Annotated in this window: 14 protein-coding genes and 1 pseudogene; 10 read left to right on the top strand and 5 right to left on the bottom strand. The window is 70.1% G+C overall.

What is annotated here, in order from left to right:
- Nucleotides 1-38 precede the first annotated feature (38 nt).
- Nucleotides 39-1,202 carry a serine hydrolase domain-containing protein gene (locus tag ACGFSA_RS17595; protein WP_393305135.1) on the top strand — a complete coding sequence of 388 codons (1,164 nt, stop codon included), beginning with the start codon at nt 39-41 and terminating at the stop codon, nt 1,200-1,202.
- Nucleotides 1,199-1,993, top strand: a complete 795-nt coding sequence (locus tag ACGFSA_RS17590; protein WP_393305095.1) for an SDR family NAD(P)-dependent oxidoreductase — start codon at nt 1,199-1,201, stop codon at nt 1,991-1,993. The genes ACGFSA_RS17595 and ACGFSA_RS17590 overlap by 4 nt, the downstream gene beginning before the upstream one ends.
- Nucleotides 1,994-2,078: 85 nt before the next feature.
- On the opposite strand, the gene ACGFSA_RS17585 is transcribed toward ACGFSA_RS17590, so the two are convergent.
- The 3 genes from ACGFSA_RS17585 to ACGFSA_RS17575 all read right to left on the bottom strand — a co-directional run bounded on the left by ACGFSA_RS17585 (nt 2,079) and on the right by ACGFSA_RS17575 (nt 5,049).
- Complete coding sequence (locus ACGFSA_RS17585; protein ID WP_393305092.1) at nt 2,079-2,597, bottom strand: YbaK/EbsC family protein; 519 nt, start codon at nt 2,595-2,597, stop codon at nt 2,079-2,081.
- A 64-nt stretch (nt 2,598-2,661) separates the two neighbouring features.
- Nucleotides 2,662-4,311 (bottom strand): penicillin-binding transpeptidase domain-containing protein, encoded by a 1,650-nt coding sequence (locus ACGFSA_RS17580; RefSeq protein WP_393305090.1) that lies wholly within the window; start codon nt 4,309-4,311, stop codon nt 2,662-2,664.
- Between the two features lie 396 nt (nt 4,312-4,707).
- Nucleotides 4,708-5,049, bottom strand: coding sequence for a hypothetical protein (locus ACGFSA_RS17575; RefSeq protein WP_393305088.1), 342 nt, complete (start codon nt 5,047-5,049; stop codon nt 4,708-4,710).
- 234 nt (nt 5,050-5,283) lie between these two features.
- On the opposite strand from ACGFSA_RS17575, the gene ACGFSA_RS17570 reads away from it, so the two are divergent.
- The gene (locus ACGFSA_RS17570) at nt 5,284-6,033 is read left to right on the top strand and encodes a hypothetical protein (protein WP_393305086.1); all 750 of its coding nucleotides are present in this window, start codon (nt 5,284-5,286) and stop codon (nt 6,031-6,033) included.
- Between the two features lie 728 nt (nt 6,034-6,761).
- Here ACGFSA_RS17570 and ACGFSA_RS17565 read toward each other — a convergent pair.
- A complete protein-coding gene (locus ACGFSA_RS17565; protein WP_393305084.1) occupies nt 6,762-8,540 on the bottom strand; it encodes a dolichyl-phosphate-mannose--protein mannosyltransferase in 1,779 nt (592 codons plus the stop codon).
- Between the two features lie 53 nt (nt 8,541-8,593).
- On the opposite strand from ACGFSA_RS17565, the gene rsmI reads away from it, so the two are divergent.
- The 6 genes and pseudogenes from rsmI (at nt 8,594) to ACGFSA_RS17535 (ending at nt 13,342) form a co-directional block, all read left to right on the top strand.
- Nucleotides 8,594-9,487 (top strand): 16S rRNA (cytidine(1402)-2'-O)-methyltransferase, encoded by an 894-nt coding sequence (gene rsmI, locus ACGFSA_RS17560; RefSeq protein WP_393305082.1) that lies wholly within the window; start codon nt 8,594-8,596, stop codon nt 9,485-9,487.
- A gap of 159 nt (nt 9,488-9,646) precedes the next feature.
- Nucleotides 9,647-10,027 (top strand): hypothetical protein, encoded by a 381-nt coding sequence (locus tag ACGFSA_RS17555; protein WP_393305080.1) that lies wholly within the window; start codon nt 9,647-9,649, stop codon nt 10,025-10,027.
- A gap of 41 nt (nt 10,028-10,068) precedes the next feature.
- Entirely contained in the window at nt 10,069-10,935 is an 867-nt protein-coding gene (locus ACGFSA_RS17550) for a TatD family hydrolase (RefSeq protein WP_393305078.1), read from the top strand.
- Between the two features lie 501 nt (nt 10,936-11,436).
- Nucleotides 11,437-11,553, top strand: a pseudogene (locus ACGFSA_RS17545) (transglycosylase); the annotation flags it as partial.
- On the top strand, nt 11,550-12,452 hold the full coding sequence (gene rsmA / locus ACGFSA_RS17540) for a 16S rRNA (adenine(1518)-N(6)/adenine(1519)-N(6))-dimethyltransferase RsmA (RefSeq protein ID WP_393305076.1): 903 nt from the start codon (nt 11,550-11,552) through the stop codon (nt 12,450-12,452). The pseudogene ACGFSA_RS17545 and the gene rsmA, both read left to right, overlap by 4 nt.
- Nucleotides 12,449-13,342: a 4-(cytidine 5'-diphospho)-2-C-methyl-D-erythritol kinase gene (locus tag ACGFSA_RS17535; protein ID WP_393305074.1), complete on the top strand. Its 894-nt coding sequence runs from the start codon at nt 12,449-12,451 to the stop codon at nt 13,340-13,342. The genes rsmA and ACGFSA_RS17535 overlap by 4 nt, the downstream gene beginning before the upstream one ends.
- Before the next feature lie 54 nt (nt 13,343-13,396).
- On the opposite strand, the gene ACGFSA_RS17530 is transcribed toward ACGFSA_RS17535, so the two are convergent.
- Entirely contained in the window at nt 13,397-14,032 is a 636-nt protein-coding gene (locus ACGFSA_RS17530) for a lipoprotein (protein WP_393305072.1), read from the bottom strand.
- A gap of 100 nt (nt 14,033-14,132) precedes the next feature.
- Here ACGFSA_RS17530 and ACGFSA_RS17525 point away from each other — a divergent pair, with 100 nt between their 5' ends.
- On the top strand, nt 14,133-15,953 hold the full coding sequence (locus ACGFSA_RS17525; RefSeq protein WP_393305070.1) for an ABC-F family ATP-binding cassette domain-containing protein: 1,821 nt from the start codon (nt 14,133-14,135) through the stop codon (nt 15,951-15,953).
- Nucleotides 15,954-15,988 lie beyond the last annotated feature (35 nt).

Below are 15,988 nucleotides of genomic sequence, written 5' to 3'. Positions count from 1 at the left end.
TGCACCATGGGGGGATGAGCGGGAGCGCAGGAGCAGGCGTGGACGTACGGGGCACGGTGGCGACCGGATTCGAACCGGTCAGGGACGCCTTTATCCGTAACTTCGAGCAGCGGGGGGAGCGGGGGGCGGCGGTCGCCGTCTACCGGGACGGGCGCAAGGTCGTCGATCTGTGGGCCGGTACGAGAGACGTCGACGGCGTCGAACCGTGGGCGGTCGATACGGTGCAGATCGTCCGCTCCGCGGGCAAGGGCATCGCCGCGGCCGTACCGCTGCTGCTGCACCAGCGCGGACAGGTGGACCTGGACGCCCCGGTCGGCACGTACTGGCCGGAGTTCAAGGCGGCCGGCAAGGAGCGCGTCCTCGTGCGGCACCTCCTCGCCCACCGTGCGGGAGTCCCCGCCCTCGACCGGCCGCTGACGCCCCAGGAGGCCGCCGACGGGAGCTCCGGGGCGCACGCCGTCGCCGCGCAGCGCCCGCAGTGGGAGCCCGGTACCGCACACGGCTACCACGCACAGACGTACAGCTGGCTGATCGGCGAACTGGTGCGACGGGTCACCGGGCGCACCGTGGGCCGCTGGATCGCCGAGGAGATCGCCCGCCCGCTCGGCCTCGACTTCTGGTTCGGGCTCCCGGAGGAAGAGGCGCACCGGGTGGGCCGGATCGGACGGGTCGAGCCGCCCGTCCCGGGCGGCAACGGCGGGGCGCTGCGGATGCGCCCCAAGCGGTCGGTCGTGGACGCCTACCGTGATCCCGAGTCGCTGACCCGCCGCGCGTTCGGCGCCATCGACCCGTTCCCCGACGAGAACGACGCCGGCTACCGGGCGGCCGAACTCCCCGCCTCCAACGGCATTGCGACCGCCCGCGCGCTGGCCCGCGCCTACGCCGCGATGATCGGCCCGGTCGACGGTCACCGGCTCTTCGCCCCGGCCACGCTCACCCTCGCCCGCACCGAGGAGTCCGCGGGCCCGGACCGGGTGCTCGTCGTGAACACCCGCTTCGGCCTCGGCTACATGCTGCACGGCCCGGCCGCCCCGCTCCTCGCTCCCGGCTCCTTCGGCCACCCGGGCCGCGGCGGCTCGCTCGGCTTCGCCGACCCCGAATCGGGCATCTCGCTCGGCTATGTGACGAACGGTCTGCAGAAGGGAGTCACCGCCGATCCCCGTGCCCAGGCCCTGGTCAGAGCAGTACGGTCGGCGCTATGACTCCTACCGGTGATTCCAGGTTCGATGGATACGGCGTACTCATCACGGGCGCGGGACAGGGCATCGGCGCTGCCACGGCCCGTCGGCTGGCCTCCGAGGGCGCACGCGTCCTGGTGACCGATCGGGACGGTGACCGCGCCGAGCACACGGCGGCGGCGATACGGAAGACGGGCGCCACCGCCGAGGCGCTGCCCTGTGACGTGGGCGACCGGGCGGCGGTCGAGGCGGCGGTGGCCCGTGCGGTCGAGGCGTTCGGCACGCTGGACGTGCTGGTCAACAACGCGTACCGCTGTACCCCCGACACCCCGCTCTTCGAGGACGAGCCCGACGACGTCTGGGAGGGCGATCTGGACACCACGCTCACCGGCCCGTACCGCTGCTCACGGGCGGCACTGCCGCACCTGGTGGCCTCCGGCCGGGGCGTGATCGTCAACATCGGCTCCGTCAACGGGGAGCAGGACTTCGGCAATCACGCCTACAGCGCCGCCAAGGCGGGCCTGGGCAGCCTGACCCGTACGCTCGCCGGCCACGCCGGCCCGCGCGGGGTCCGCGTCAACCTCGTGGCCCCTGGCACGATCCGCACGGACGCGTGGGCGGACCGCGCCGACGTACTGGACCGGGTGAGCCCGCTCTACCCCCTCGGCAGGGTCGGCGAACCGGACGACATCGCGGCGGCGGTCGCCTTCCTCGCCTCCCGCGACGCTGCCTGGATCACCGGGACGACGCTGCGGGTGGACGGCGGGCTGCTCGCCGTGAACGCGGGCTTCCGGAGGGCGATCGCGCAGGACTGAGGCCCGGCGGGCGGCCCAGCAGCGGGCTGCGCGGGTTGCACCGGCACCCGCGCCCGCGTCTGCCGTCCGCGCCAGTGCTTCTACGTCACGTGGACTGCTCGCGCACGTCCACCACGGTGCCGCCGGCATGCCTGATGACTGCCTTGGGATCGAGCGGGAAGACGGTGTGCGGGGTGCCCGCCGCAGCCCACACCACGTCGTGGTCGAGCAGCCCGCGGTCGGCCAGCACCCGGGTCTTCGTACGGTGGCCGAAGGGCGGCACACCGCCGATCGCGTAGCCGGTGGTCTCCCGGACCAGATCGGCCCCGGCGCGCTTGACCTTCCCGGCGCCCAGCTCCCGCCGTACGAGCTCCACGTCGACCCGCGAGGAGCCGTCCATCAGGACCAGCACGGGAGCCCCGTCGGCCTCGAAGATCAGAGACTTGACGATGGCGCTGAGCTCGCAGCCGATGGCCGCGGCGGCCTCGGCGGCGGTACGGGTGGCGTCCGGGAAGCGGCGGATCTCGACGTCGAGTCCCAGCTCGCGCAGGGCCTCGGCGAATCGGGGGTGTGCGGCCGAAAGGGTGGCTTCGGGCACGGGAGCGGTCGCGTCGGGAGTACTCATGCCCCGCACGGTAGCGGCCGCCCAGTGGGGCACGCGATCCGGTTTCGGGCACCGGGGGAACGTGTCACGGCCCCGCGCGCAGTACCTGGGCCACCACCGGCCCCGCCGCGTCGCCGCCGTGGCCGCCGGACTGGACGACCGCCGCGGCCGCGAGATCGTTGCTGAAGCCGGTGAACCAGCTGTTGGACGTGGACTGGCTGTCCACCTCCGCCGAGCCCGTCTTGGCGCCCTTGTCGCCGCCCACGCCTGCCATGGCTGTCGTGCCAGTGCCGCTCGGGCTGGTCGCGGTGTAGCGCATCATCTGCCGCAGCTGCTCCGCCACGTTTCCCGGCAGTTTGCGGGCGGTGGCGAACGGACGGTCGTCCAGGTCCTGGGCGACGAGATACGGCTGCTTGAAAGCGCCGTTCTTCGCGGTCGCGGTGACCGACGCCATGTTCAGCGGGCTCATGAGGATCTTGCCCTGGCCGATGTACGAGGCCGCGGTCTCGGCCCCCGAGGACTCTGGAACGCTGCCGTCGAAGGACTCGATGCCGGTCTTCCAGTTGTCCTGGCCCAGGCCGAAGTAGTCGCGGGCCTCCTGGCCGAGCGCTGTGCCGGCCCGGTCGCCCAGCGGCTTGATCGGCTTGATGAAGGCCGTGTTGCAGGACCGGGCGAAGGCCTCCCGCAGGGTGCCGTCGGCAATGGAGAAGTCCTTCAGGTTATGGAAGACCACTCCCTCCCACGACACGGTGGACGGGCACTCCACCTTCGATCCCGCACTCCCGAGACCGTTCTGGACGATCATCGCGGCCGTGACGATCTTCATCGTGGATCCCGGCGCCAACCGGCCCGACATGGCAGCGTTGTAGCCGTCCTTCCGGTTGTTGGCGATCGCCCGTATCGCCCCGGTCGTCGGTTGGACCGCCGCCACGGACGTTTCCCCGAACCGCTTCACGGCCTGCTCCGCAGCCGCCTGTATCCCCGCGTCCAGCGTGGTCTGCAGCTTGCCCGGCCTGCCCTTGGTGAGGGTCAGCAGCGTCTTGTCCGGGGTGTTCTCGTTCGCCGACTCGATCCAGGTCTCGATACCCGCGGTGCCGCCGGCCTTCTGTCCGTACTTCTTGCGCAGCGTGTCCAGGATCGGCCCCAGCGACGGGTACTTCTCCTTCGTCAGCACCCGGCCGTTGTGGTCGAGCGCCTCGATGGACGGGGTCGATGCCTCGCCGGTCTTCAGCGTTTCGCCGTCCGCCAGGTCCGGATGAATCACGGACGGCTTCCAGTCGATCAGCGCCCGGCCGGTGGTCAGGCCGCGCACGACGGTCAGCTCCGAGGAGTACGACCAGGGCTTGGACTTCCCCTCGAAGCTCACCGTCGCCTTCACGGTGAACGGGACCTTCGAGCCGGTCGCCGGGCCCGGGGTGATCACGGCCTCGGTGACGTGGGCCAGTGCGCTGTAGCCGCTGAGGGCCGGTTCGGCCTCGACGGCGTTGTTGGTGAGCTGGGACGCGGCGGACGCCTGGCCGGCCGCCCAGGCCTTGAGGAACTTCTTCGACGTCTCGCTGATCTCCGCCTTGCTCGGCGGCCCGGTCTTCACCTCGGCGGAGGTGGAGCGTCCGTCCGTACCGCCGCCCCCGCTGCCGCCGAATCCGTCGAGGACGTTGTACGCCCCGTACCCCACCCCGCCGACCACCAGCACGAACACTCCGCCGATGACAGCGACCTTCGCTCCACTGCGCATCTGTGCAGTCACCCTCCCCAGGAGACTCTCTTGAACAGGTTCAAGAGAGCGCTTGTGGGCACCCTACGGAACGGTGGTGACAGCGGGGTCTGTTGTTATCGGAACGCGATCCACAAGGGTGTGAACGGGTCGGTCAAATCCAGGTATCCAGCCACATGCGGTTGCGCCAGGAATTCTCCGGAACGGGCGTTCCCGTGTACAGCGGCCAGAAATGGATGAAGCCTCGCGAGTCGCGGAGAGGTAGGTCCCGACTAGCAATTTCCTTGCCGGACGGGGCAGTTTGGGGCCCGCTGGGCCGTGATCATGGTTCCTTGCCCCATGTAAACGCGTAGGGGCCCGTTCTACTGGCTAGTGGCAAGTTGGCAGTAGACAGTAGACGTACGTGCTCTCGCCCAGCTAGGGCGTGCCATTGCCCTGCCGATTACCACCCGTGCGATAGCTCAACGCCATCAGGGTGAGGCCGGTCAGCAGAAGCGCGCCGCCTGCCAGGGTCCCCCACTCCCGGATGTTGGGGTCGAGGGTGTCGGGGTCGTTGAGCACCAGCCAGAAGACCATCTGCCACCACAGGGCGAAGGCACCCGCCAACTGGCCCCAGCCGTAGAGGCGAGGGCGGTGGACCGGTCGCCGGTTCCCGGGGAGCACCCAGCCACGGGTAACCGCAGCTACGCCGGAGGCGGAGAGGAGCAACGCCACCAGAACAGCAGGTATAACAACAAGTATGGCGATGTAGAGCTCCACGGTCCCTCCTTGCGCGCCGGACCCGCGCCGGACGCCCGCGTGATCATGGCACCCGCCGTGCTGCGCGTCCACGCGCTTCCTGAAGACCCTCATGATCGGCCAGGCGGGCTCTAGTTAGTGCTGTGACCACATAGGTTCACCGTGTCCGGGATCCGTCTGCCCGTCTCTGCGGGGGCAGAGTCAGTGCTGCGATCATCATGACGCAGGCGGAAGGCGCGGCGGAGGGGGAGCAGGATGATTTCTGAGCCGGAGATGGCGGGGGAGTTCGGTGCGGTTGAAACCCGCGAGGTGATGGGCGACTTCAACGGGAAGTTCGTTGGGGAACGTCGGCCGCGAAGGCCGTGGCTGTGGGCGCTGGGCGGGGGTGTAATGGCGTCGGCCCTCTGGACGGCGGCGCTGTTTCTGTATGGAGTAGGTGATCGGACGCCGGACATGCATGGGTACCGGCTGGTCCAAGACCCTTGCCCATCTATACAACTGAAGTCGATCGGCGCGGCGATCGCACCGAGAGAGTCCACCACCATGGTCGAATCAGGGCTGTTGAACCATGCTGCCCTCGACCAGGTCCAGTGCTTCGTTCCTCTTCGGTCTCGGGCCTGGGCAGAGCGGCCCGGGAACGGCTGGTCCATCGACTACAGCGTCGGAATCACGGTGGCACTGCACAAGAAGATGGACCCCGGCGCTGAATTCGAGGCGCGCCGACGAGTGACCGAATTCGGCGTTGATCCTGAAGCGAAGCTGGAGACGGTTGCGGACCTTGGCGACAAGGCGTATCTGCTGACCCGGGATGACGGTAACTCGGAGCTGCGGGTGCTGGAGGGTGGAGCGGTCCTCTCGCTGAGTCTCTCCGCCTTCACCCAGTACCAGAGCGACGACCACAGCGAAGCCGAGGCCGGTGATGGGCCGGACATCCCTGACCTGTCCCCGTACCAATCGGCCATGATCAGCGACATGCGTGACGTCATGTCAAGCCTCAAGCAATGAGCTTGAGATTCAACCTCTGCGAACATCGACCGGCGTGTCACCAGACCCGGTGAACATTCGTGGTCACCGCACTGGGCGGGGTGGACTTCGGCGGAGTGAGCGCTGCGGCTGGGACCCCCTCTCTGAGAGCCTGTCGGGTGACCTCTGATCGGGCGGCCACGGCGTGGCACGCACACTTCCGGCGTTGCCGGGATGCCCTAGTAGCTCCTTTCCCAAGCTCTCAGCTTCGTTCGAGCAGGGGAGACCCCATCCGAGGGCATCCCGGCGCCTTGGAATCGCACGCACCACGCCGCGTCCGCTCTCCGATCGAAGGTCACCCGACAGGCTCTCAGAGAGGGGTCTCATCAACTGGTTACTGTCGCCGCGCCGGCCGTTGGTGACTGCCTGCCTTCCAAGGGGCGAGTGGTGACAGGTCCTGCGACTGCTCGTCACCACCACGCGCAGTAGCGGAGTTTCCAGTTTCCTGGCATCTGACCGGGCCCCTACGTGTGCGCGCGAGATGCGAAACTTCCCTTACGCAGCGTCGCCACGGGGCATCTCGCGGCCGAACGCAGCCCTGGGGGTCTTTTCAAAGGCCCCGCTGGAGGGGGTGCGGCGCCCTATGGGCCGTGTGTGGACTCGGGGGTGCAGGGCCGGACTGTCTCACGCCAACCCCGCGCGCTGCAACGTCAGGTTGAAACGAGCTCAATGAGGGGCGAGGCAACCGCCCTCTTGTTGCTCCTACCCAGCTAGATCCAGGTATCCAGCCACATGCGGTTGCGCCAGGAATTCTCTGGAATGGGCGTTCCCGTGTACAGCGGCCAGAAATAGATGAAATTCCAGAAAATCAGCAGAACCAGAACGCCGGCCGCAATGGCCCCCAAGGTCCGACGCCGCTCACCGGACGGGTCGCCGGACACCAGACCCAGTTCCTGCTTGGTCCCGGTGCCCGCCGCCGGGCCGAGCATCGCGCCGATCATCATCGCCACCGCGAGACAGAGGAACGGCACGAAGACGACCGCGTAGAAGAGGAAGATCGTCCGCTCCTGGTAGAGGAACCAGGGCAGCCAGCCCGCCGCCACCCCGCACGCGATCGCACCCGCCCGCCAGTCGCGGCGGAAGAACCAGCGCCACAGTACGTACAGCAACGCGAAGCACGCGGCCCACCACAGCAGCGGTGTGCCGATCGCCAGGACCTCGCGGGCGCACTTGCCGGTCGCCGAGCTCGCGCAGCCGTTCTGCTCCTCGTAGAAGTACGAGACGGGACGGCCCAGGACGATCCAACTCCAGGGGTTCGACTGGTACGTGTGCCCCGAGGTCAGGTTCACGTGGAACTCGTAGACCTGGTACTCGTAGTGCCACAGGCTGCGCAGCCAGTCCGGCAGCCAGGTCCAGTGGCCGCCCGATCCGTCGGTCGTCGCCCAGTCCCGGTAGTAGCCGTGGTGCTTGGGGTCGTTCCTGATGATCCAGCCGGTCCAGGAGGCGAGGTAGGTGAGGATCGCGACCGGCACCGTCGAGACGAACGCCGGCAGCAGATCGCGCTTGATCACCGCCTGGTACGGGCGGACCGCACCGGCCGTCCGGCGGGCGCCGACATCCCACAACACCGTCATCAGGCCGAACGCGACCAGGAAGTACAGCCCGTTCCACTTCGTGCCCGACGCCAGTCCCAGCGAGAGCCCCGCAGCGATCCGCCACGGCCGCCACCCCAGCCGCAGCGTCTCCGCGACCTGAGTGTCCGGGCGCAGCACGCCCTCCGCGTCGACCGGCAGCGCCGCGGCCAGCCTGCGCCGCGCCCAGTCCCGGTCGATCAGCAGGCAGCCGAACGCCCCCACCACGAAGAACATCAGCACCAGGTCGAGCAGCGCCGTGCGGCTCATCACGAAGTGCAGCCCGTCGACGGCGAGCAGCGCGCCCGCCAGACATCCCAGGAACGTCGACCGGAACAGCCGCCGCCCGATCCGGCACAGCATCAGCACCGACAGCGTGCCGAGCACCGCCACCATGAACCGCCAGCCGAACGGCGTGAACCCGAAGAGCTGCTCACCGAACCCGATGATCCACTTGCCGACCGGCGGATGCACCACATAACCGGGGTCCGTCGGCACCGGCACCAGCGACGGGTCGGCCAGGATCGACTTGTCGACGTCCTTCGGCCAGGACCCCTCATACCCCTGCTTGATCAGGGCCCAGGAGTCCTTGGCGTAGTACGTCTCATCGAATATCACCGCCTTCGGGCTGCCCAGATGCCAGAACCGCAGCACCCCGGCGACCAGCGCCACCAGCAGTGGCCCGCCCCAGGCCGACCACCGCACCAGCCGGTCGGCCGTCGGCGGGGACACCCCCAGCACAGCCCAGAGCTGCTGTCCCGGCCGGGTGTACGGCGGGACCAGCCGTTCACGCAGCCCGGTTACGGACCGGGGCGCATGGCCGAAGCGGCGCAGCCGCTGCTGCCAGGACGACAGCTCTTCACCGTGCTGGTTCCCGGCGTCTTGACCCTGCTGGGCATCGGGCGCAGTACTCGTCACCGCGCCATCGTAGGGAACGCATGTGTGCGACTGCTGTCGCCCGTGCTGGGAGGATGGTTGATGTGACTGGAACGACTGGAACGCTGGTACTCGCAGGGACCCCCATCGGCGATGTGGCGGACGCCCCGCCACGGCTTGCCGCCGAACTGGAGACGGCCGATGTCGTCGCCGCGGAGGACACCCGGCGGCTGCGCCGTCTGACGCAGGCGCTCGGCATCCACACCACGGGGCGTGTCGTCTCCTACTTCGAGGGCAACGAGTCGGCCCGTACGCCCGAACTCGTCGAGGCGCTGATGGGCGGCGCCCGGGTGCTGCTGGTCACGGACGCCGGGATGCCGTCGGTCTCCGACCCCGGCTACCGGCTCGTCGCCGCAGCCGTGGAGAAGGACATCAAGGTCACCGCGGTCCCCGGCCCGTCCGCCGTGCTCACCGCGCTCGCCCTGTCCGGGCTGCCCGTCGACCGGTTCTGCTTCGAGGGCTTCCTGCCGCGCAAGGCCGGCGAACGGCTCGGCCGGCTCCGAGAGGTCGCCGACGAGCGCCGCACCATGGTCTTCTTCGAGGCCCCGCACCGGCTCGACGACACCCTCGCCGCGATGGCCGAGGTGTTCGGCAGCGACCGCCGGGCCGCCGTGTGCCGGGAGCTGACCAAGACGTACGAGGAAGTGAAGCGCGGCCCGCTGGGCGATCTCGCGGTCTGGGCGGCCGAAGGCGTACGCGGCGAGATCACCGTCGTCGTCGAGGGCGCTACGGAATCCGTGGAGGAACTGGACGCCGCCGAGCTGGTACGCAGGGTGCAGGTGCGCGAGGAGGCGGGGGAGCGGCGCAAGGAGGCGATCGCCGCCGTCGCCGCGGCCGCCGGGCTGCCCAAACGCGACGTTTTCGATGCGGTCGTCGCGGCAAAGAACGCGGCTCGGACCGGCCCAGCAGACGGCAAAGGTCTATCGTGAAAAGCAAAGCGCGAGCCGCGCACCGGCCACTTTTGCCACGAGAGGGCCAAGACCGCTCCAACACTCGACAGGACCTGGTGCGCTCCCGTCAGTAAAGGCGTCCACTGAATCAGGGACGCATTCTCCGGAGTGCTTGTCCGACGGACAAGAGGAGCAGGCATGAGCGAGATCGCAGCAACCACCGTGCATGAGGCGTATGCCTTCGCCTGCATGAGTTGCGGATACGGCTGGGAACAGGTCTACGACATCGAGCACCACACGGACGGAAACGGTCAGCCCTTCGTCGTGTACCGCGTGCAGGGGGAGCTCGTTCCCTCACCGCTGAACCGGCTCACCTGCCTCAACTGCGACGGGCACAAAGTCCGCATCATGCGCGCTGGGCGGGTCTCCTCCATCGCGGAAACCCTGCGACGCCTGAACTTCGCGACCCCGACCGGCGCCACCGCCGGGCCCATACCGTCCTCGGAGAGCACGTCGGAGCGCCCCCCGCACCACTGGCGTTTCGTGCATGTGTTTCGCGCGCGGCAGCGCCGTAAGTGAGGTCCGGGCCCGGTGACACCGGGCTCTCATAGGATCGCCCTATGAGCTCCAAGGACGCCCCGCCGCTGCCCGAACCCCTTCGGGTACCGGTCGCCGATTCGCACACCCATCTGGACATGCAGGACGCCACCGTCGAGGAGGGCCTGGCCAGGGCCGCGGCGGTGAACGTCACCACCGTGATCCAGGTGGGCTGCGACGTGAAGGGCTCGCGCTGGGCCGCCGAGACCGCCGCCGCGCACCCGAGCGTGTACGCGGCGGTGGCGCTCCACCCCAACGAGGCGCCGCGCATCGTGCACGGGGACCCGGATGGCTGGTCGCGGCAGGGTGGCCGCGAACCCGGCGGGAAGGCGGCACTCGACGAGGCGCTCGCCGAGATCGACCGGCTGGCCGCCCTCGACCAGGTGCGCGGCGTGGGTGAGACCGGGCTCGATTACTTCCGCACGGGCCCCGAGGGCATGGCCGCCCAGGAGGAGTCCTTCCGGGCCCACATCGAGATCGCCAAACGGCACGGCAAGGCGCTCGTCATCCACGACCGCGAGGCGCACGCCGATGTGCTGCGCGTCCTCGCCGACGCGGGCGCCCCCGAGCGGACCGTGTTCCACTGCTACTCCGGTGACGCCGAGATGGCCCGGATCTGCGCGGACGCCGGGTACTTCATGTCGTTCGCGGGCAATGTGACGTTCAAGAACGCCCAGCCGCTGCGGGACGCGCTGTCCGTGGCGCCGATCGAGCTGGTCCTGGTGGAGACGGACGCGCCGTTCCTCACCCCCGCCCCGTACCGCGGACGCCCCAACGCGCCGTATCTCATTCCCGTCACGCTCCGTGCCATGGCGGAGGTGAAGGGCGTCGACGAGGACACCCTGGCGTCGGCGGTCAACGAGAACACGGCTCGCGCGTTCGATTACTGACGCATCGCGCCATGACGATGTGCCGTCGCGTCGCTTTGGAGAGTGGCGGAAGGCCCACTGTCGTCCCGGACGCCTCTCGGGCGACCGGGACGGACGGATCTTCTGGAGCGTCGTGAGCAATCTCCAGGGCAGTCACCGTGCGGCAACGCGCAGGGGCGGTACAGCGGTGGAGACGCCGCCGAACGTCCCCGCGCCGTTTGTCGCTCCCTGAGAGCCTGTCGGGTGACCTCTGATCGGGCGGCCACGCCCTGGCACGCACGCTTCCCGCGTTGCCAAAATGGCCTAGTAGCTCCGCTGCAAGGCCATCCCAGCGCCTTGGAATCGCACGCACCAGACCGCGTCCGCTTTCCGATCGAAGGTCATCCGACAGGCTCTGAGCCGGTCCATCCCCGCGCGCGGCAGTGAGCTCGAACACGGCGACGAGGTCACCGTCCGGCACAGCCGCCCGGTGACCCTCACCCTCGACGGGGTCCGGCGCCGGGTGTGGACCACCGCCGGCACGGTCGACGGCGCCCGCAGGACGCCCCGGCGTCCGAGCAGACGTTCCGGGCGAAGAAGCTCTACGTGCAACGGGGGGCGAGCCCGTGGCCGCACTGCGGCCGTAGGCTTACCGGGTGAGCAGCACAGAGCCCGACGCCCTCCTGGGGCCCGCAGACATCCGCGACCTGGCCGCGAAGCTGGGCGTACGCCCCACGAAGCAGCGCGGTCAGAACTTCGTCATCGACGCCAATACCGTCCGCAGGATCGTACGGACCGCGGAGGTCCGCCCGGACGACGTGGTGGTGGAAGTCGGGCCGGGGCTGGGTTCGCTGACCCTGGCGCTGCTGGAGGCGGCGGACCGGGTCGTCGTCGTCGAGATCGACGACGTGCTCGCGGCGGCGCTGCCCGCCACGGTCGCGGCTCGGATGCCGGGCCGCGCCGACCGGTTCTCGCTCGTCCACTCCGACGCGATGCTGGTCACGGAGCTGCCGGGCCCGGCGCCCACCGCCCTCGTCGCCAACCTGCCGTACAACGTCGCCGTGCCGGTCCTGCTGACGATGCTGGAGCGGTTCCCGACCATCGAGCGGACCCTGGTCATGGTGCAGGCCGAGGTCGCCGACCGGCTGGCCGCCCGGCCGGGCAACAAGGTCTACGGCGTGCCCTCGGTGAAGGCCAACTGGTACGCGGACGTCAAGCGGGCCGGGTCCATCGGCCGCACCGTCTTCTGGCCGGCCCCCAACGTCGACTCCGGTCTGGTCTCGCTGGTCCGGCGCGCCGAGCCGATCACGACGACCGCGAGCCGGGCCGAGGTCTTCGCCGTCGTCGACGCGGCGTTCGCCCAGCGCCGCAAGACGCTCCGGGCGGCCCTGGCCGGCTGGGCGGGTTCCGCGCCCGCCGCCGAGGCGGCCCTGGTCGCGGCCGGGATCTCGCCGCAGGCCCGGGGCGAAGCGCTGACGGTCGAGGAGTTCGCGGCCATCGCCGAGAACAAGCCCGCGCTGAAGACCGATGAGGACCAGCCCGCCGGGAGCAACGAGTGAGCGTCACCGTCCGCGTCCCCGCCAAGGTCAACGTCCAGCTCGCGGTAGGCGCCGCGCGCCCCGACGGCTTCCATGACCTGGCCAACGTCTTCCTCGCCGTCGGCCTGTACGACGAGGTGACCGTCACCCCCGCCGACGAGCTGATGGTCACCTGCTCGGGTCCGGACGCCGCCCAGGTCCCGCTGGACGCCTCCAACCTCGCAGCCCGCGCCGCGATCGCGCTCGCCGAACGCCACGGCATCGCGCCCCACGTGCACATCCACATCGCCAAGGACATCCCCGTCGCGGGCGGTATGGCGGGCGGCAGCGCCGACGGTGCGGCAGCGCTGCTCGCCTGCGACGCCCTCTGGTCCACCGGCGCCACCCGGGACGAGCTGCTCGCCATCTGCGCGGAACTCGGCAGCGACGTGCCGTTCTCCCTGGTCGGCGGCGCCGCCCTCGGGATCGGCCGCGGTGAACAACTGACCACGATCGACGTCGGCGGCACCTTCCACTGGGTCTTCGCGGTCGCCGACGGCGGGCTGTCCACCCCGGCCGTCTACGGCGAGTTCGACCGGCTCACCGCGGACACCGACGTCCCCGCACCGGCGGCCTCCCCGGCGCTCCTCGACGCTCTGCGCACCGGCGACACCCACGCGCTCGCCGGTGCGCTGTCCAACGACCTGCAGCCCGCCGCGCTGTCCCTGCGGCCCTCGCTCGCCGACACCCTCGCCGCGGGCACCGGGGCGGGCGCCCTGGCCGCCCTGGTCTCGGGCTCCGGGCCGACCACCGCGTTCCTGGTGGCGGACGCCGAGTCGGCGCGGAAGGTCGCGGACGCGCTGCTGACGTCGGGGACCTGCCGGACCGCGCGCGTCGCGGTGTCCCCGGCGCCGGGCGCCACGGTGCTCTGACCGCGGGTGCAGCCGACCGGGTCGCGCCGGTCCCGGCCGGGGCCCACGCCCGTCTCAGCCGAGCCGCACGCTCTTCTTCGCCAGCTCGTACGCCGGGAGCATCTCCTGGTGCTCCTGCGGGTCCAGTCCGCCGAGGTGCACCACGACCGGTCCGCTCGGGGTGGAGACGGCGAAGGCCCGCTGCTTCATGGGCTCGTCCAGCACCTCGCCGCTGAAGGTGTAGCGGACCTCGGCCGCGGTCAGGGAGCCGGCCTTCACATCGGTGTACGTGGCCCGGCCGGCGTTCGGACCGGCGGCCAGGAAACCCTTCAGGACCTGGCGCGGGGTGCCGTCGGTACGGTCCCCCGTCCACACCCGCAGGAAACCGATGTTCCCGGCGGGCTTCGCGTCGATCTCGCAGACGAGCGTGAACGGGCCCTGCTTGGCCAGTTCGCTCAGTGCGTCGTCCTCGACGGCCCGGACGGCCGCCGGCTTCCAGGAGGCCGCGAGGTCGAAGGTGACGGGCAGGGCGCAGGCAGAACCGGGGCCTCCGATACTGCCGCCCTTCACCGCGCTCTTCGCCGCGGCCCTCGGCTCCGGCGCCGTCCTCCTGCCGTTCCCGCCGTCGTCCGGGGCGGACGACGTGCAGCCGGTCACCGCCACCGCTGCCAGCACGGCCGTGACCGTGCCCCGTATTGAATTGCGCACCATGGAAGTCCCCTGTCCCCGCCCTTGATCGATCGCCGCACGCTAACCCACCCGCGTGGCGATTACCCTGGGAGGTCGATCGATCCCCCCAGTCAGGAGTGAAATGGCCGTCAATCTGGTCAATGTCGAGCAGGTCAGCAAGGTGTACGGCACCCGTGCCCTGCTCGACGGTGTGTCCCTCGGCGTGTCCGAGGGGGACCGGATCGGTGTCGTCGGCCGCAACGGCGACGGCAAGACGACCCTCATCCGGATGCTCGCCAAGCTGGAGGACGCGGACACCGGCCGCGTCACCCACAACGGCGGCCTGCGCCTCGGTGTCCTCACCCAGCACGATTCGCTCGACCCGAAGGCGACCGTCCGCCATGAGATCATCCGCGATCTCGCCGACCACGAGTGGGCGGGCAGCGCCAAGATCCGTGACGTGCTGACCGGACTCTTCGGCGGGCTCGACCTGCCAGGCTTCGAGCACGGCCTGGACACCGTCATCGCCCCGCTCTCCGGCGGCGAGCGGCGCCGGATCGCGCTCGCCAAGCTGCTCATCGCCGAACAGGACCTGATCGTCCTCGACGAGCCGACCAACCACCTCGACGTCGAGGGCATCTCCTGGCTGGCCCGGCACCTCCAGAACCGGCGCTCGGCGCTGGTCTGCGTCACTCACGACCGGTGGTTCCTCGACCAGGTCTGCACGCGCATGTGGGACGTCCAGCGAGGCACCGTCCACGAGTACGAGGGCGGCTACAGCGACTACGTCTTCGCCCGCGCCGAACGCGAGCGGATCGCCGCGACCGAGGAGTCCAAGCGGCAGAACCTGATGCGCAAGGAGCTGGCCTGGCTGCGGCGCGGCGCCCCCGCCCGTACCTCGAAGCCGCGCTACCGCATCGAGGCGGCCAACGAGCTGATCGCCGATGTGCCGCCGCCGCGCGACACCAGCGAGCTGATGAAGTTCGCCAATGCCCGGCTCGGCAAGACCGTCTTCGACCTGGAGGGCGTGACCGTCCAGGCCGGCCCGAAGACGCTGCTCACGCACCTCACCTGGCAGCTCGGTCCGGGCGACCGGATCGGTCTGGTCGGGGTCAACGGCGCGGGCAAGACCTCGCTGCTGCGGGCGCTCGCCGAGGCGGCCCGTACCCAGGGCGACGCACAGCCGGCGGCCGGGAAGATCGTCGTCGGCAAGACCGTCAAGCTCGCCTACCTCTCCCAGGAGGTCGCCGAGCTCAACCCGAACCTGCGGGTGCTGGAAGCCGTGCAGCAGGTACGGGACCGGGTCGACCTCGGCAAGGGCCGGGAGATGACCGCGGGGCAGCTCTGCGAGCAGTTCGGCTTCTCGAAGGAGAAGCAGTGGACCCCGGTCGCCGACCTGTCCGGCGGTGAGCGGCGCCGGCTGCAGATCCTCCGCCTGCTGATGGACGAGCCGAACGTCCTCTTCCTCGACGAGCCCACCAACGATCTCGACATCGAGACCCTGACCCAGCTGGAGGACCTCCTCGACGGCTGGCCCGGGTCGATGATCGTGATCTCCCACGACCGGTTCTTCATCGAGCGGACCACGGACCGGGTGATGGCGCTGCTCGGCGACGCCACGCTCCGGATGCTGCCGCGCGGCATCGACGAGTACATCGAGCGCAGGGAGCGGATGGCGGAGGCGTCCTCGTCCGCCCCGGCTGCCCCGGCGGTGAAGGAGTCCGGCGGGGCGGTGGCCCCGGCGGTGTCCGCACAGGCGGCGCGGGCGGCGAAGAAGGAACTGCAGAAGATCGAGCGGCAGCTCGACAAGATGTCGAGCAGGGAGACGACCCTGCACGCACAGATCGCCGATAACGCCACGGACTTCGAGAAGGTGGCGAAACTGGACGCGGAGCTGCGGGAACTGGTGGCGGAGCGCGACGAGTTGGAGATGCGCTGGATGGAGCTTGCCGAGGACGCCTGACAGCTGCTCAGCGGCCGGTGGTGCTGATGGTGTGT

Origin of the sequence: Streptomyces sp. NPDC048496 (genome assembly GCF_043200055.1) — a bacterium.
Lineage (GTDB): Bacteria > Actinomycetota > Actinomycetes > Streptomycetales > Streptomycetaceae > Streptomyces.
This window is presented reverse-complemented; position numbering and strand designations above follow the sequence as displayed.